At 38.7% G+C, this 18,195-nt stretch carries 18 protein-coding genes; 5 read left to right on the plus strand and 13 right to left on the minus strand.

From position 1 onward, the window contains the following. Positions 1-28: 28 nt before the first annotated feature. From F994_RS07285 to F994_RS07315, 7 genes are all read right to left on the minus strand, one after another. Positions 29-613: a TerD family protein gene (locus F994_RS07285; protein ID WP_004649611.1), complete on the minus strand. Its 585-nt coding sequence runs from the start codon at positions 611-613 to the stop codon at positions 29-31. Positions 614-625: 12 nt separating this feature from the next. Further along, positions 626-1,348: a TIGR00266 family protein gene (locus F994_RS07290; RefSeq protein WP_004649612.1), complete on the minus strand. Its 723-nt coding sequence runs from the start codon at positions 1,346-1,348 to the stop codon at positions 626-628. 9 nt (positions 1,349-1,357) lie between these two features. After that, on the minus strand, positions 1,358-2,641 hold the full coding sequence (locus tag F994_RS07295) for a vWA domain-containing protein (protein ID WP_004649613.1): 1,284 nt from the start codon (positions 2,639-2,641) through the stop codon (positions 1,358-1,360). A gap of 107 nt (positions 2,642-2,748) precedes the next feature. Next, positions 2,749-3,327, minus strand: coding sequence for a TerD family protein (locus F994_RS07300; protein WP_004649614.1), 579 nt, complete (start codon positions 3,325-3,327; stop codon positions 2,749-2,751). Positions 3,328-3,348: 21 nt separating this feature from the next. Further along, complete coding sequence (locus F994_RS07305; RefSeq protein WP_004649615.1) at positions 3,349-4,422, minus strand: DUF475 domain-containing protein; 1,074 nt, start codon at positions 4,420-4,422, stop codon at positions 3,349-3,351. A 20-nt stretch (positions 4,423-4,442) separates the two neighbouring features. Next, a complete protein-coding gene (locus F994_RS07310) occupies positions 4,443-5,018 on the minus strand; it encodes a TerD family protein (RefSeq protein ID WP_004649617.1) in 576 nt (191 codons plus the stop codon). Between the two features lie 43 nt (positions 5,019-5,061). Then, the gene (locus tag F994_RS07315; RefSeq protein ID WP_004649618.1) at positions 5,062-6,252 is read right to left on the minus strand and encodes a TerD family protein; all 1,191 of its coding nucleotides are present in this window, start codon (positions 6,250-6,252) and stop codon (positions 5,062-5,064) included. A gap of 296 nt (positions 6,253-6,548) precedes the next feature. Between F994_RS07315 and F994_RS07320 the strand changes: the two genes are divergently transcribed. From F994_RS07320 to F994_RS07340, 5 genes are read left to right on the plus strand one after another with little or no spacing between them, the layout of a single operon-like run. Continuing rightward, positions 6,549-7,565: an ATP-grasp domain-containing protein gene (locus tag F994_RS07320; protein WP_004649619.1), complete on the plus strand. Its 1,017-nt coding sequence runs from the start codon at positions 6,549-6,551 to the stop codon at positions 7,563-7,565. Further along, a complete protein-coding gene (locus F994_RS07325; RefSeq protein WP_004649620.1) occupies positions 7,562-8,686 on the plus strand; it encodes a phosphoribosyltransferase domain-containing protein in 1,125 nt (374 codons plus the stop codon). Before F994_RS07320 ends, F994_RS07325 begins: the two co-directional genes overlap by 4 nt. Next, positions 8,676-9,455, plus strand: coding sequence for an HAD family hydrolase (locus tag F994_RS07330; RefSeq protein ID WP_004649622.1), 780 nt, complete (start codon positions 8,676-8,678; stop codon positions 9,453-9,455). Before F994_RS07325 ends, F994_RS07330 begins: the two co-directional genes overlap by 11 nt. Next, positions 9,448-10,608 (plus strand): cysteine protease StiP domain-containing protein, encoded by a 1,161-nt coding sequence (locus tag F994_RS07335; RefSeq protein ID WP_004649623.1) that lies wholly within the window; start codon positions 9,448-9,450, stop codon positions 10,606-10,608. Before F994_RS07330 ends, F994_RS07335 begins: the two co-directional genes overlap by 8 nt. Beyond that, positions 10,605-11,543, plus strand: a complete 939-nt coding sequence (locus F994_RS07340; protein ID WP_004649624.1) for an HpcH/HpaI aldolase/citrate lyase family protein — start codon at positions 10,605-10,607, stop codon at positions 11,541-11,543. The genes F994_RS07335 and F994_RS07340 overlap by 4 nt, the downstream gene beginning before the upstream one ends. Here F994_RS07340 and F994_RS07345 read toward each other — a convergent pair. The 6 genes from F994_RS07345 to F994_RS07370 all read right to left on the minus strand — a co-directional run bounded on the left by F994_RS07345 (position 11,540) and on the right by F994_RS07370 (position 18,033). Then, on the minus strand, positions 11,540-13,069 hold the full coding sequence (locus tag F994_RS07345) for a helix-hairpin-helix domain-containing protein (protein ID WP_004649625.1): 1,530 nt from the start codon (positions 13,067-13,069) through the stop codon (positions 11,540-11,542). The two genes, F994_RS07340 and F994_RS07345, sit on opposite strands and share 4 nt — an antisense overlap. 27 nt (positions 13,070-13,096) lie before the next feature. Beyond that, positions 13,097-14,884, minus strand: a complete 1,788-nt coding sequence (locus tag F994_RS07350; protein WP_004649626.1) for a PP2C family serine/threonine-protein phosphatase — start codon at positions 14,882-14,884, stop codon at positions 13,097-13,099. 41 nt (positions 14,885-14,925) lie between these two features. After that, the gene (locus F994_RS07355) at positions 14,926-15,978 is read right to left on the minus strand and encodes a TerY-C metal binding domain-containing protein (RefSeq protein ID WP_004649627.1); all 1,053 of its coding nucleotides are present in this window, start codon (positions 15,976-15,978) and stop codon (positions 14,926-14,928) included. Between the two features lie 98 nt (positions 15,979-16,076). Next, positions 16,077-16,712, minus strand: coding sequence for a vWA domain-containing protein (locus F994_RS07360; protein ID WP_004649628.1), 636 nt, complete (start codon positions 16,710-16,712; stop codon positions 16,077-16,079). Positions 16,713-16,722: 10 nt separating this feature from the next. Next, positions 16,723-17,364 (minus strand): TerD family protein, encoded by a 642-nt coding sequence (locus F994_RS07365; protein WP_004649629.1) that lies wholly within the window; start codon positions 17,362-17,364, stop codon positions 16,723-16,725. Positions 17,365-17,394: 30 nt separating this feature from the next. Continuing rightward, entirely contained in the window at positions 17,395-18,033 is a 639-nt protein-coding gene (locus tag F994_RS07370; RefSeq protein WP_004649631.1) for a vWA domain-containing protein, read from the minus strand. Between the last annotated feature and the right edge of the window lie 162 nt (positions 18,034-18,195).

Raw genomic sequence — 18,195 nt, forward strand, 5'->3', positions numbered from 1 at the left:
CAAGCCACTTTCACGAAATTAAACGACTTTATAAAATAGGTAAAATGGATGGAACCATATCCTGAATGGTTTTGCCATTACAAGTTTCGCCTAATGCAGACATTTTCCATGCACCATTGTGACGATAAACTTTAGCAATAATTAATGCTGTATAATTACCTTTTGCTGAAAGATTATATTTTGCAATTTCAACATTGGTTGTGGCGTCAACTACACGGCAAAAAGCATTTTCAACTTTTTCGAAAGTTTGCCCACGGAAGCTGCTGATTGTAAATACAATTGATTTTACTTGGCTAGGAACTTGAGTCAGATCCACATGGATCGCCTCATCATCACCCGCGCCATCACCAGTACGATTGTCACCAGAATGTTTGATACTGCCATCACGACTCTGTAATTGACCGAACCAAATACTATCTAACGCTTTGTTATTTTCATCAAAAACAATTGCAGAGGCATCAAGATCAATCGAATCGCCACCACCGCCAAACATACCAAGTAAACCGCCTTTTTTTGCGACATCCCAACCTGCACCCAGAAATATTTTAGTTAAAGATGAACCATCACCTTTCTCTAAAGAAATTTTTTGACCTTTAACTAAGCTAATGCCCATTTATAATTCACCTCAGTTTGAATTTGAATGACCACGACCTAAAGCCGTAGCTAACCACTGTAAATAACTCGCACGATTACGTGAGCACACAATCACTTTGCCATGTCCACGGAACTTAATCACTAAACCTTCACCACTGGTAAAGCTATTCACGATATTGCCAACAAAACCACCGCTACCTGAACTTGGAATGCCAATATTATAATTTAACGATGCATCCCAAGCCGTAACATGACCATTGTCGATGGTGACTTCACCTTGCTCTGGTGTAATATCCAGTTCGAGTAAAGTTCCACTGCCAGAAATACACACTTTACCCTGTCCACTGGTTTCCATAACCACAAAACCGCCCGTGCCTCCGAACAATGCACCGCCTATATTACTTTGCACTTTTGCTTTGATCATGGTGTGTTCGGTTGCTGCAACAAAAGAGCCATCAGATAAAATATACTGTCGTTGACCCACATCCAAAATCTGCATATCACCATCCAAATTTGGTGATAATAGACACTCTCCTGCCCCCTTCACGGCTTTAATTTGCTGTTGAAACAAAGACTCTCCAGAGGTAAATTTACGCATGAAAGCTTGGAAAATTCCGCCACGTAATTTACCGCCAACTTCAAGATTTTGTTCAACCATGACCATCGCATCAGATTCACAATAAATTGCTTCACCTTGCTGCATGCTGACATGTAAAAAAGGTTCTGGGCTACCAACAAGATTAAATTCTGCCATTACATTTACCTATCCTCTCACGATATTTTTATTTTTTGCTTCTGTTAACCATATCGGAAATTCTTGAAGTAAAAAGTCATACAACATTGATTCAGAAATACTTTCAATATTATCTATTTTAAAGAAATTACAATTGTCGACCACTCTCCCCTCCATGGTATCTAATTTTTCTAACACACCGTAATTTCTGCCGCCAATCCCTACAAATTGCCAAAATATGGGTTGCAATGATGCCTCTTGTAAAATTTTTTTAATTTTTCTAGCTTCAGAAACACCACCATCAGAAATAAAAACAATATAGACCGGTAAATTGGATGGGCTTTCTTGGGTAAAATAATGTAACACCTCTTCAAGAACGGCAGGCTCATTATTATAGCCAGCTCCCGCATTCCATTTTTTATAGCCTCCTTGTTCTGAAGCTATATAATTATTCAAATTCTTTAGGCTTACATCATTTAAACGTAGTGCTTTTTCTGCAAATGCCCAGCACTCAAAGCTGCCATCGTCATCAAAATTGATTGCCAAAGGTATAATGCGATCCATAACTTTCTGTACATCACCACATTTATATTGTTGGCTCATTGAACCTGAATAATCCAATATCAATGCCACTCTTGCTTTTACCTCAAGTAACTTATTTTTTTCTAAACTAATCAGTGATTTTTTAGTCAGATCAAGTAAATGGGGTGCAAGTTTTTCCACCTTATCTAAAACAACTTTTTTCTTTAAATCAATTTTAGACGCTGTGGGGGCAGAAGAAGAATTTTCAGCAACCTCCCCGCCAAAATGTCTCACTAATGCTGTTAATCCACCATTAAAACCTTGTCCGATAGCAGCCATTCGCCACAGATTATTTTTAAAGTAAATTTCAGTCAACATGACTGCTTTTTCTTGGCTAAAATTTGATGGATTTAATTGATAATTTGCCAATACTTCGCCTTGCTGATTCACAAGGGAAATTTGACCACTTTGAATATTTTGCATCGTTGCTTGGTCATTTGCCACGGTTGCACAAATGACAAATCGCGGCGTCTGTGTCGCGTTTATTTTACTTAAATCAAAAGTAAATAGATTCAGGTTGTCTTGCTGAAGATATTGCACTTCACAGTGAGGTGTCTGCGGTTGATTATAAAAAGTCATATAATCATCATGGAAAAGCTGATCGTTTTGTCCTATACCAAAACTGGATATATCGACCTCAAATGCTGCTTTAAATTGTACACGTAAAGTAAATTTTTGATCATTTTGAATAACTTGATTGAGTGCTATTTTTTGTCCTGAAACTAACTGCATTTTTATTCTCTAATTTAGTACTTGAAAATAATTCAATATAAAATAGATTTATACCAATTACTTTCAAGTACTAAAAGATGACTCTTTTAGTACCTTAATTGGTTCGCTTAAACTGCAACACCATAACTTGCAGCTAACACACCCAGACCACCATTAAAGCCTTGACCAACGGCTTTGAATTTCCATTCGCCATTGTGGCGATATAACTCACCAAAAATCATCGCAACTTCAGTGCTACCATCTTCAGACAAGTCGAAACGCGCCAACTCTTCTGCATTTGCATCTTGGTTAATCACACGGATATAGGCTTTATCAACCATACCGAAGTTTTGACCATTTTGCTGTCCTTCGTGAATCGTCACAGCAAATACAATTTTTGCAACTTCTTGAGGAACTTTAGACAGGTCTACAGAAATTGTTTCGTCATCACCCTCGCCATCGCCAGTACGGTTATCGCCTTTATGGTTAACCGATCCACATGGTGAAGTTTTTTGATTGAAGAAAATAAATTCACCATCTAAACGAACTTTACCGTCCTCACCTGTTAAGAATGCGACAGCATCTAGATCGAATGCTTTACCATCAGTTGCACGTGGATTCCAACCTAAACCCAAGTCGACTTTATTCATCGTCGGAGCAGTTTTGGAAAGATTGATATTTCCGCCTTTTGATAAATTAATAGCCATTTTTGTTTCCTTAACTTTCGTTTATGAAGATTGTTGCTTTTTACTATATGAAATTGAAGAGATGACAGCCCAAACAATGAAGGCAACACCCACTAATCCGGTAATAACCTCTGGAATATGTAATCCTGTGCCGCTCGCCAACATAATCAACGCAAGTGCACCAATTGCATAATGCGCGCCATGTTCTAAATATACATAAGCATCAAGCGTACCTTTTTCAACCAGATAAATAGTCATTGAACGGACAAACATCGCACCGATGGCAAGACCCAGCATTATAATTACCACATCACTGGTAATTGCAAAAGCACCGATTACACCATCGAAACTAAAAGAGGCATCTAATACTTCTAAATACAAGAAACCACCAATACCACCTTTGACAATCGTACCTGTTGCAGTGGCACCATTTGACTTCTCAGATTCATCATCATCATTGCTACTGCCTTCTAATAGATGGCCAATGACTTTTACGCCCACATAGACGACAATACCCCAAACACCAGCCATCATCACAACTAAACGTGATGCATCAGGGATGTAGCTTGCTAAAATAAGTAGCACAACCAATGAAATGAAAACTGAAATCGCTTGAATATTGCCTAAGTCTGCTAATCTTGATTCAAGCCAATGAAACCAATGTTCATCTTTTTCATCATCAAACAAGAAATTCAGAAATACCAATAATAAGAACATGCCACCAAATGCTGCGATTTCAGCATGATGGGCCATCAGTTTTTCTGAATAAGTTGTAGGATCATTTAATGCTAATTTTGCGACTTCAATCATGCTCATATCGGCGGTGACACCGACAATAAGCAATGGGAAAATGAGTCGCATACCAAAAACAGCAACGATAATACCCACGGTTAAAAACAGAGTTCGCCAAAATTGGTTCCAATGTTTCAGTACAGAGGCATTGACGACTGCATTATCAAAAGAGAGTGATACCTCCATGACCGCTAAAATTGCAGTAATCGCCAATACTTTGAACATTGCCATTAAGCCTGCTTGGGGGCCATGGGTAAAACCCCAATATGCCGAAATGGCCAAGCAGATAATGCTAAAGATGATCGAAAAACGGAAATGTTTCATTTTTCACCTAAGAATAGAGTTTAAATACTGATGCCATATTGACGGCACATGGCACTTAAACCACCGTTATAACCTTGACCTACAGCTCTGAATTTCCATTCACCGTTATGACGATATAACTCGCCAAAAATCATCGCTGTTTCTGTTGAATAATCTTCATTTAAGTCAAAACGTACAATTTCAACATTCGTTTGATCATTAACGACGCGAATAAATGCATTTTGCACTTGGCCAAAATTTTGACCACGGCTTTCTGCATCATGAATGGTGACGGTAATGGCAATTTTTTGCACTTCAGCAGGCACTTTCGCTAAATCAATCTTAACCGCTTCATCATCACCATCACCCGCGCCCGTACGGTTATCACCGGTATGTTCTACAGAACCTTCTGGAGAGCGCGTTTGGTTGTAAAAAATGAAATCTGTTTCAGCACGAACTTTGTCGTTTGCAGCCAATAAAAATGCCGAAGCATCCAAATCAAAATCTACGCCATCAGTGGCCCGAGCATCCCAACCTAAGCCAATCAAAACTTGGTTAAGTGATGGATCTGTTTTGCTTAAAGATAGATTTCCACCTTTGTTTAATGAAATCGCCATAATTTTCCCTCTTCTTTATTACATGTAAATTAAATGGATAGCGTTAATCTTTTGAGCCTTGGGTCCAGCGGAAACCAAAACGATAAAACTGATCTAAAAATTGTTGGTCTTTGAAATAACGGACTTCTCGATTGGCTTGAATTTCGCCATTTATATTTTTTAATTCTACAATTGCACAGGTATTTAATTGATTACCTTCAGTTAAACGTACCTCAATTTCAGGTTGATCTGGAAGACGAATGGTCACTACGCCATCTGTTGCTGCCCACTGTGCTGCACCTTCATAAATATAGGTATAGATGACAATTCGCTCAATGCGATCCCATTGATTGCCATTAATATGTAAATTTTCACCATTTATAGATGCACCGGTACGATCATCTGCATCTAATTTGATATAAGGCACTTGGTCAAAATGACCAAATCGGTTTCCAAGCGGTTGGACTAAATCAATACTGCCATCTTTAAGCTGTACCATCGCCCCTAAATCTAGATCGATTGAATTAGAACGGGTTAATGTTTGGAAAAAGGATTCTGATTTAGCTCCAGATTTATTCCAGTTTAAATTCACCGAAATTTTGCCAAAGCCTGCGCCTTTTTTAGTTAAATTAATTCTAGAATTATTTTTATCTAACTTAATTTTTGACAAGTTAAGGTTCGACTTCGATGGTGTTGGTGTTGGTGTTGGTGTTGGTGAAATGTTACTTGGAGTCTCCTCAATCACCACACCAAAGTTTTCAGCCAAAGGTTTTAAGCCCCCATTAAAACCTTGATCAATAAATCTAAATTTCCATTTATCGTTATGCTTATACACTTCAGCCAAAATTAAGGCTTTTTCAGTTTTAGCCTGCGTCTGAATCAATGCATTGGCGATGGTTTGATGAGCGGATAAAAGTTCCACCTGAATAGGAGCTATTCGACTAAAATTATTCGGTTCATTGAGCGTTGCACATAAGGTGACTTTTTGAATTTCTGGATCAAGCAATCCGGTATTAATTTTAAGTTGAGTTAAATAGGGATCATTTGAACTAGATTGAACTAAAACAACACTCTGATTCGGGGTTTGAGGCTGTCCATAGAAAATCATATCTTGATCACCGCGCACTTTTTGGGTGTCTTTTGCTAAAAGATATGCAGTCAGATCGAGTTCTATTGGCATAGGGACAGTTGTTTTTATGAGTATTTCAATGATTTCAGATGCTAAAGCAATATTCCCACCAGCAACAAGTTGCATATTATCCTCTTATGATATTGTAATATTTTCTTTTAATTCATTAACCACATGAATTATTAATATAAAAAATTAAGATTGCTCGTCAAAAAACGAGTTAAATAAGCCTCTATTGTTTTAACATATTTTTTTTAAGCCCAATAGCAAAATTGAGTTTTTTAATCAATTTTGGCAATTTCATATTAGGCCTTACAAAATTATTGCATCAACAGCATAAAAAACTATATATTCCCGACGCGGTATATATTCCAAGCACAAATTAATAATTGTTATTCAAGAAAATTGAGATCAAATCAACTGTGAAATCGCACTATAATATCTGGATTGCTGAAAGTTACTCCTGTCAAAACGACATTATTCAATTATTAAAACGCTCAAATTTATCTACCCATCTGACGATTTTTTGTTCTCATAGTAAACAACGTCCAGAATTAAAACTCTGCGCAGATTATTTTTTTCAACAACCTCCCGTTGAACACAGTGCAGATTGGCTGTTAGAACAATGTAAAAAGCATTCCATTCAACTGCTGTTTTGTGGAAAACACAGTCAATTTATTGAAAAATTTCGTGAAGAATTTGCTCGGCATGATATTCAACTGGTGACAGGTGCCACTGGCATAGCACAGCATGAAAACATGAACAATAAATTCCTATTCGGAGAAATTTGTGAAGCTTTAAACTTACCAAACATTCCTGCTGCAAAAGTGGATCATGTCGTTGGATTAAAGCAAGCGATTGACGATTATCAAAAAAAATATTCACATATTTGTGCAAAACCTGTGTACGGCGTATATGGTTCTGGTTTTGTCCAACTGCGCAATGAAGTTTCATATTTTAAGCAATTTCAACTCAATACACAGTGTAATACGCAACAATTTATAGAGGCCTATGCTCAATTAGATCAACCTATTGAGTATTTGATTATGCCGTTTTTAACGGGACAAGAATGTTCCGTGGATATTGCCTGTAGCCATGGGAAAATTTTAGCCTTAGTAACCCGCGTTAAATTTAAATTTTATCAACAATGCTATATCGAGCATCCTTGTCATGAAATCTGCAAAATTCTGGTGCAACATTTCCAATGTGATGGATTGATCAATATTCAATTTAAGCAAGACGATCTGGGGGTATGGCATATTTTAGAAATTAACCCGCGTCCCGCAGGCGGTTTTGCCTATACACAACATACTGGAATTAATTTAATTGCAGAACTGATAGCTGAAAAATTGCAATTGGCACTGCAACATACTGACTTGGTTCCCGTCGTTCAAGTTTTACCCATTACACAAAGTTTCAAAATGGATTGTACGCATTGATAAAACATATTGATTTAAGTCGTGGTCGTATTAGTGTGACTGTGAATCAGCATCATCCACAATGGAAATTGGATGATCTGCTCAGTTTTGCAGAAAGAATTAACCCCAAACGTGCATTCTTATTTGTTTCTAAAGTTCTTGGAAAACATATCCCCGTTGCACCATCGGCGATGCAAAGAAGTTATCAAGATCTTGCTGCAATCATTCCTAAAGATCTGCCCTATCCCATTAGTGTGATTGGTATGGCAGAGACCGCCGTAGGTTTGGGGGCAGGTGTTTATCGTGAGCTGAAACAAGATTTTGGGCAAAATGCCATCTTTTTAACCACCACGCGACATCCCGTTGAAACCTTACCGACCTTAGGCTTGTTTTTAGAAGAACATAGTCATGCACAAGATCAATTTATTTTATCCAGTCATGATCCGCTTAAACATCAGCATGTGATTGCATCGAAAACGCTTATTTTAATTGATGATGAAATTTCAACAGGAAAGACCTTTAGAAATTTAATCTTGAGCCTAAAAAAATCGGGTTTACAACAGGTAGAACGGATTATTTTGGTGACCTTGGTCAATTGGGCGGAACAACATTTAGTCACTGATGACTTAGGGATTCCAGTTGAAGTGGTGTCATTATTACATGGTCATTGGCAGTGGCAGCCGAACCAACAACCTATTGACATTGACATGCCCGATGTCAGCTCAACCCAACAGCAAGCTCAAAAAATTATTGCCCCTCATGATTGGGGACGCGAACCGACCTTTCTAAATTGTAGCGCTTGGAAAAATATTCAACCGCCTTTGCCTCATGAAAAAATCTTGGTCTTAGGTTCGGGTGAGTTTAGTTGGATTCCATTTCTGATTGCTGAGCGATTAGAGCAGCAAGGAGCGGAGGTTTATTACAGCTCAACCACGCGCTCTCCCATCAAACAAGGTCATGCCGTTGAAAGTATTTGTGCATTTAAAGACAATTATGGACTGAATATTAATAACTATGCCTATAACGTTAAACATCAACAGTTTGATCGGGTTTTATTGGTCATTGAAACAGCACAAGATAGCGTTGATCCTGTCCTGTTTGAACAAATAAAAAATTTGGAAATTATTAGTTATGAATGCTAAGCCGTTAATTTTTGTTGACTTAGATGACACGCTGTTTCAAACAAATCGTAAAAGTCCCCCGACACCACTGCATAAAATTGCCACGCTAGATCAATTTGGCGAGCCTCTGTCTTATATGCTTCCCAAACAGCAAATTTTTGTGAATTGGTTATTGGCATCCGCAGATGTTATTCCTGTGACTGCACGCTCCGTTGCAGGCTTGCAGCGCGTACATCTTCCTTTTCTGCATGGTGCGGTATGCTCACATGGTGGAACCATTTTAGCGGCAGATCAACAGGTTGATCAGGAATGGCTTGCCATCCAGCACAAGGCGGCGGCTGAATTGGATGAGTTACTGGATGAATTGCCAGCGCTATTGCTCGATTATGCCAAACCATTTGGTTCAATCCGGACGTGGACGATGCAAGAAAATGGTGGGAAAATTTATACCGTTGCCAAGCAAAATGATCCTGCGCCTTTATTTCTGCACCAAATGATTGAACAGTTACCTGCTGAAGTACTTGAACACTGCTATGTCCATATCAATGGCAATAATTTAGCCATTCTTCCCAAGTTTGTGTCTAAACAAAAAGCGGTTGAATTTTTTATCAATAAATATGACCCAAATCGCGAACGTGCCATTTTAGGTTGGGGCGACAGTTTGTCTGATGCAGGCTTTTTAGGCTGCTGTGATTGGTTTGGTATGCCTAAAAATAGTCAGTTGGATAAATTTTTAGTACAAAATCTAGCACAAGATCATCATGCAAAAGGATATTTAGGACATGTATAAAAACCATGCGTTAGCATCTAGTCTTCAAACACTGGGTTTCCATGGCTCTTATCGACCTGAAGATGTGACCTTCTTGCTCAATATTGATGAAATAGACCCCACACCCGTAGCTGAAAAAGAGTATCTGATTCAATCTGGGAAAAAACACTATTCACAAATGATTAGTGTTGAACATCCACCTTCAGATGAACAAATGCGACATTTTGAATACGCTTTTGAGCAAGGTGCTGAACGTCTGGCAAGTGATGTGCAGAAGATTGGCAACTCACTGATGGTTCGATTTCCCAAGCAACCGATTATTTTAGTCAGCTTAGTTCGCGCTGGTGTGCCTTTAGGTGTACTCCTTAAACACTATATTGACAAGCATCAAGATTGTGAGCATTACGGGATTAGTATTATCCGTGATCGCGGTATTGATTTTGCAGCATTACAGGCGATTATCGAACAACATGGCGCGGAAAGTATTGTTTTTGTCGATGGCTGGACGGGTAAGGGTGCAATTTGTCGAGAATTGACCCAAAATTTGGCAGATTATCCGGCATTATTTGATGCAGGATGGGAGGTTCCTCGCCTTGTAACCTTAGCCGATTTAGGTGGCTATTCGTGGCTAAGTGCCAGTTGTGAAGATTGGCTGATTCCGTTTGGAATGCTAGGTTCCGTGATCTCAGGCTTAACCTCACGGACTATTTTAAAAGATACGATTGATTTCGATCTGGCAAAGAAAAATTGCTACGATCCGAAGAATTGGCATAGCTGTTTAGTCTATCAACATCTGGCTCCGCATGATATTTCGGTCGAGTTTATCGCCAAAATTTTAAATCTTATTCAGCAGAATCCGCATAGCGATTTGGCAAATTGGGATAATCATATTCGACTCAAACAACAAAAAATTTGCTTAGACACGATTGACTGGATCTCTGAGACCTATGTGATTAAAAATATTAATCATATTAAGCCCAGCATTGCAGAAGCCACGCGCGCTGTATTAAGACGCGTTCCTGAAAAAATATTAATCCGTGACCCAGCCAATCCGCATGTACAACTCCTGCTGCATTTTGCCAAAGAACGGAATATTGCCGTAGATATTTTAGGTGCCAAGTTAGGCCCATATCATGCAGTGACTCTGATAAAAAAAGTCGAGAAAAATAAATGAAACAACTGCAACATGCGATTGAACTGGGTGCAACCATGTACATTCCTGCAACCCATGAGCAATTATGGGAAGTGACTGAAGGCATCAAATTTCCAATACTCAAATCGATTGCGGTCTGTTTAGAAGATGCTGTGTTGGAAAAAGATGTGCAAACAGCAATGGTCAACTTAAAGCACTTATTACAAAAACGCTTAGAGCAGCCAAACTTAAAAGCGCCTGCGATATTTATTCGCCCTAGAAATATTGAAATGGCGAAACATATTGTCGATTGGGACTTAAATCACACCTATAGTGGCATGATTTTACCCAAGTTTACGCTGCACGATTTAAAACAGTGGATGGACATTTTACCCCCCAATATCAACCTGATGCCGACGCTGGAAACCAAAGAAATTTTTGATATGGGTCATAATATGGAGCTTAATCAAGCACTCAAATATGACTTTCATAAAACCCTATGTCTAAGAATTGGCGGTAATGACCTGTTGTCCTGTTTACATTTACGTCGCCCTAAAAACAGTACGATTTACCAAACTCCAGTGGGCATGTTAATTGCACAATTGGCCGGCTTATTTATTCCAGCAGGCTTTCAACTCAGTTCACCGGTATGTGAACATATTGACCGCACGCAATTGCTGATGGATGAATTATGCCAAGATATGAATAACGGCATTTATACCAAAACGGCCATTCATCCCTCACAAATTGAATATATTCATCGCGCCTTGCAAATCAATAGCGAAGAATTTCATGAAGCACAGCAAATTTTAGCGCAAGATGCGAAAAGTGTATTTAAAAGCCACGGTTCCATGTTAGAACCAGCGACCCATCGTAATTGGGCAGAAATGATTTTATTACGCTATAAAACTTTTGGTTTATCTAAACCTCAAGCCTCGAGCCAAGATAAATTCATGCTCAATACATTCTCACTCTAGGCTTCAACCATCTGGACGACAGCCAAACGGCCGCCCTCTTGCTTTGAAAGTAAAATTTGAACGCCATTTTTCAGTTCAATTTTACCGCCAATCGGGATCACTGTTTTGGTTGTCACATCCGTCAAATCCGCAAGACCTTCATTGACTAACCACCAACGGTCATTATGCAAGACAAAATAGCCTTTACGTGTCGTTTGTTCTGCTGTTAAACGCTCATTGGGTGCAATCATATGATTGGCATGCCATGCAAATAAAGACTGTCCTGTCCAAACCATTAAACGATGATTATCAGGTCGATAATTCCCCTGTTGACGTGCTGAATAAAGATTCAAAATCGGTAACTTACCTGTAAAAGGGGTATTACAAAATGGGCATTTCGGCTGAGTCGTATTATCAAAAACATACCATTTTTGACTACACGCGGCATTTTGACAGGGTTGGATTAAATCGACCGTTTTAACCAAGGCGGTTTCCCAATCATTGGCAGAGGGACGTTTACTCGGCTCATGCAAACCCTCAATAAAACTCTTGTTAAATAATTCTGTTAAATAAGGGCCAGTGACTTGATATGAAATTCGACTGGGATCGGCCCAAGGTAATTGCGATGGTTGCAGTTGATTAGACTTCACCTGATTACTCTGATCCGTTGGGTGTTCCACAAATAATGCTTTTTCCCCCATGCCCATATTTTCATCTTTCTGTGGATCATCCATATCATGAATTTTGCCACCGCGCAGTGGATGCCGATAGAGCAAATACATATAGATCAGCACGGCTAAAGCATGTTTATCCGTTGCAATACTGGGCAAAAACCGCTTTGGATCTTCTTTAGATAAATGATTGGTCATCACCACTTCAGGTGCAATAAAATCAGGCGTACCCACAACATCAGGCGGATATTTCCCCGGAACAACCAAACCATCCACATCAATCACACAAGCACTGCCTGTAACAGGATCAATCAGTACATTTTTATAAGATAAATCCGAATGCGCTAGACCTGCCGCATGCATTCGACGTACAGCCCGTGAAATTAAAATACCAATTTTCAGGTAATTCAGCCAACTCCCCTTTTCACGCTCATCTAAAAAGCGGTTTTGATTATTGGCACTCGCAAACCATTTACCTTCTTTTTCCTTGCCTTTAATTTTTAAAAAATCGTTATTTTTTGAACCATAAGAAAAAAAGTAATATTTTTTATACGTCGGAGCAGTGATTCCTAACAAGTCATTGTATTCAACCAGTCCATCAGGCCAACAAAAGATATTTTTCCAATAATCGCCACCGACACCATTAAAAATACCATTCCATTTATTGCCCACAATTTCTTTTAAGCGATCTTTTTGCTGTTCTAATGCTGCTTTTGATTCATAAAATTTATTTTTTTCTTTACTGAAAAAACACACCACATAACTACGGTCAGGGGAAAAATAAACATCTTTCATTGCACCTGAACCAATCACTTCATCAACAAATTCAATTGCTCGACCATCGACCGTGTGACACTTAATAATTTTTGCAGACATATCTATTCACCTCATCTTTAAATTCTTTTACTGAAGTAACTCTGCCTTATTGTTATTGCAAAGGACGGCCAAGGTACGATCATCATGATGACCTGGCGTAAAGAAATGCATCCACTCCAAAAGATCACTTGCCGCATTTTCAGTGTGGAATAACGGGGCTAATTGGCCATATAAGTCTTTCCATTTTTCATGGTTCGTCAATCCAACCTCTGTTTCAAAGATAGGATCTGAAATACCATCGCTCATCACCATGACAGCATCAATATTGCTATAGCATCCAATTTTGATCCGAGCACCCAATTCTTGCCCAATACTGCGGTCTAAAAACTTGGTTTGACCTGCATATTCGCCACCATCCGCGACATTCATAATTCGAACCAGCTCATCGCTATAGGCTACAATGACGCCATCACCGACTGAAAAAGTGCTCATAAATGTTTTATCTGGTTGGTGACAGAGTACGGCGATTAATAAAGTGGTTGAAAAAGCCTTCGCAGCCACAGCCATTTCTTCAGCTTGTTGTTCTATTTGAGTGATAATCGATTTATAAATTTCATAATAAACATGAAAAAATTGTTGATTCAATTTATGTGCAATGACTTTGGTTTGCTCATCTTGACCACCCACTCGCCATTTTTTGATATCTTCATTTAAAGATTCGATGGTGTAATCGTGTAAATAACGCTGAAATTCACTTTGCACAATTTCGACTGCAATACGTGAACCTTCTCGAGAATACGGTGCACTCCCCGCCCCATCAGCAACAGCAATCACTGACCATGCGCTATTCGGAATATGCATGATGGTAAAATCATCATCACGAAATGTCCCAGCATGTTCATGTGAACGACCACGTCGACTGGCTGCAATAAGCTTATAATTTTCAGTCTGTATCATTTTTTGTTCTGTATGCGTTTTAATAAAAGGCTGTTCTGCTTCAGGCTCCAGTACTTTCCATAAAGTTCGTGGATCAGGAATAATATTCATTTTGCACTTTGCTGTGCGCGTCTCATTTTTAATCCCGTATTGAAACGAAAAGATCAGTTCTTCTGCTCGTTCAGGGTTGCCTTGAATGGTCTGTGTTGCCTCATCAAAATAAAAATCATGCTCAGCAAATTTAAAACTATCCGCTTTAAATACAATCTGTTTAGGATCATGCTTAGACATCAGCATAATATTGGATTGGTAGGCTTGACCTACACGAGCATTATCGACCTGAAATTTCACCTCATCTGCAAATACATGATTAAATACGTCGGTCATTTCAGCTCTATTTTTATCTTGATTGAGTGTACTCGGATCGATATGAATCGCATCTTGGGTATTCATTTGATCTACGACTGATTCGGTTTGGGTTAAATGAGGCTTTAAAGTCGTGCTCATATCATCAACTGTATTTTCAATTGATTGATTTAAATCAGAGCATTCTGTTTCAAGCTGATTCTCTAAGCGAATCACCGCAGACGCTACTTTAGCGCTTTCCTCTGGATTTGAAAAAAGACTGGATTTGTTTTCTGCTGTATTGGATGTTTGATCATTGAATTGAATAGCGGGTTCCATGATGACCGTATCAACTGCTTCACTTTCAGTCAATTTTAATGGCACAGTTGCTTTTTCTTCAGCAAGATTTGGCTTTGTTTCAGGCTGGGAAATTTCGATGCCTAAACCTGATTTTGGGTTCAGGCGTAAGGCGTGTAATAACTTGGATAATTGTCCTAAATTTTCATCAGTAGAAATATAACCAATAAATTGATCATTCAATCCCATGTCATTTTTTTCTAATAATGTTTTTATTTTACATTTAAATTCAGTCATCACTTTTCCCCCAGCCTAAACCATTTTGCTATTTTTATGCTTTAACCTTGCCCACGAGTAAGATTAAAATCTTCCCCAGATGCAGAAAAACTAATTTGACGCAGACACCATGGGCAAACGGCAAATTCACTGTATCCGTCATAGCACATCAAATTGCCACAGGCACACATTGCAAAAGCTGTTTCAGCATAACAATGCGGGCAATTAGAACTGCCCTCTAAAACAGAGGTATTAATTTTAGGCTTTTCAGCAGCATGATCTGTCCAGCTAAAATAATCTTCTGAAATACCGGTACAGGTTTGTAATTTAAAATTGTATAAATTGATATTTAGATCAGAAAGCTCACCATACTGTAAGTGACGTGTATATTTTAAAATATAAGGATGATGCAGCTTTTGACAGCGTCCTATAAATGTCACCGTACGATCATCAGCCTGCCCTTTTCGGAATGAAAGTTTCTCCTTAGCCAAATGCATATATCGCTCATCCAATGGCAAAAGATCTTGTTGTTTTTGATTATTTCCAACACTAATACTCTGTGAAACAACCGAAGCACTGATCCATTTACATAAGCTTTTGACATATTCATGATCAATCTGGGTTAATGAAATACAATGTGTTGTTAAGCGCTTTAATACAGAAAAATCAACATCTTGCCCCAAACCAATAGCGACTAAGGTCACTTTGTTTTCATATTTAGCATTCCAACGAGAAATCGCATCTTCATAATCATCCGTCGGACGACCATCCGTAAATAAATATACAATCGGTTTCCAGTCCCCTTTGACATCTGCCGTCGTTTTCATCACAGAACGTTCAATTTCTTTCGCCAAATGATCAAGTGCTTTGCCTAAATGTGTGCCTCCTCCCAAAGGAAGTTCACAACTTCTATAGGCAAAAAGCTCTGTCAACGGCACTAAAGTCCGTACAATTCCTGCATAGGCAAGCACTGAAACATAGACAGTTTCCAAAGCATAGGGGTCGGTACGCAAACCACTCATGATAAAATCAATGCCTTCCTGTACAGCCTGTAAAGGCTGTCCAGCCATAGATTCAGAACAATCAATGACGAAAAAAACGGGTAATCGGCGCATATTTTTACCTAGCTTATTTTTGTTATATCAATCAAATATAAAGTTTTGGGATATTCAAAAGACAGACATGTATGCTGTATATGTCTTTTGAATATAGACTATAAAACCAACTGAATTTCCGATGGCGGTGGCGGTAAAGAAATAGAGTCAGTCACTCCAGCACTGCTACTCCCCGCAACTACACTGGCTGAAACCCACTTAAAGAAACTTGAAAAAGAATTAGAATCCATTGTGTCGAGTACAACCACCTGATTGGTCAGCTGCAATAAGAATTCTGTTTTTGCTTTCGGGCCCGCAGCACAAGCGATAATACTGGCAAAGTTTAATTGCTGAATGACAGGTACAATTTGTTGATAGGCATAAACGTCCGACGGTGAACCATCTGTCATTAAGAACAATAATGGACGCCAATCGCCTTTTTGCTCATCTGTTGTTTTTTTGACATTGTGCTGAACTTCATGCGTTAACAATTCCAACGCAGCGCCCATAAACGTTGCACCCACATTGGGTACATCAATCTCTGGAATTTGGATTTGATCTAAAGGCGTTAAAGGCAAATATACTTTTGCTTCCATATCAAAGGTGATGACACTCAAATATACGCTTTCTAAGGCATACGGATCCTGTCTTAACGCGCTGAGCATAGACTGAAGTCCAACATTGAGAGAATGAATCGGTTCTCCTCGCATAGAACCCGAGGTATCAAGCAAAATATAAACGGGTAGACGACGCATTTTTATCTCTTTAGACGTATTTTTTTAACCATTCTACAAAATTATCAGATGCAGAAGATGACCCTAGCGCATTAAATTTCCAGCCATTGCTTTCACGAACTAATTCTGCAAACAATAATGAACGTTGTTGATCATATTGATCTTTGCCTGACAAATTAAAACGCACCATCTCTTTACCAGAAGCATCAACGGCACGAATAAATGCATTCTGAACTTGACCAAAGTGCTGATTGTTTTTAGCGCCCTCATAAATCTGAACAATAAAAACAATTTTGTGATAATCATTGGACAGTGAATTTAACTTCACAATAATTTGTTCATCATCTCCATCACCTGCACCCGTACGGTTATCTCCAGTCAGCCAAATGTCCCCTGAACGATGTTTTAAATTATTAAAAAAAATCACATCACTATTTTTAAGCGTTGGATTTCCTGAGGCATCACGTCCTACATCTCGGACTGTACCGTTTCTATCACATAAAAAAGCAACCACATCGAGATCATATTCGGCAGGTTGCTCACCAAATAAACCGCCTAAAAAACTTTTCTTTTGTGCTGCAATATCCCAACCCAAACCAATCGTGACTAAAGATAAATTATGTTGTGATTTTTCAAGACTTAAACCTTGCCCTTTGGCTAATGTGATCGCCATTATTATTTCCTTTGTATTATTGAGTTTTAATTAAAGTACAACATTTACTTCTGGTGGTGGCGGTGGTAAATCATTCAATCCACTCACTTCTTTCTGACCAGCATCAACTTTCTGACTGCCCGTAGAAATACTTGCAGAAACCCATTTAAAGAAGGCTTTGATGGTATTGCTATCGGCCGTTGCCAACTCAACCACAACTTCTGTGATTTGCTTTAAAATTGAAGTATCAGCATTATGACCTGCTGCACAAGCAATAATCATCCCTGTTTTTACTTGTTTTAATCTTTCAAAGCCTTTTTTCCAATCATCCGTAGGAACACCATCGGTCATAATAAAAATTAATGGTTTCCAATCGCCCCGAGTTTCAGGCGTGGTTTTTTGAACTTCTTGTTCAATTTTATCCGCCAATAAAAGCAATGCTCCGCCAAACTGTGTTGTTCCTGTCGCTTGCAATGCTGGCGAGTTAAATATGGCTATTTCAGTCAAAGGAATCACTTGTTTTGCATGGGTATCAAAACTAATAATCGAAAGATACGCGGTTTCTAATGCATAAGGATCTTGTCTTAATGAAGACACCAGTGTCTCAACACCATTTTTGACTGCTTCGATAGGTTCCCCCATCATTGATCCCGATGTATCGAGTAATAAATAAACTGGCAATCTTCTCATTTTCACCCCTAAAAAATTTTAACTTTTTTCTTATTCTGCCACGGCTCATCACAAAATTTGATTCGGCACAAAAGTACCTACAATTTTTTTCTATTGAGTATTAATAATATTAAGCCAACAGAACCACAAGTGAAAGTTACAATTTTTTGATCACTCATTCAA

Source organism: Acinetobacter bohemicus ANC 3994 (assembly GCF_000367925.1).
Taxonomy (GTDB): Bacteria; Pseudomonadota; Gammaproteobacteria; order Pseudomonadales; family Moraxellaceae; genus Acinetobacter; species Acinetobacter bohemicus.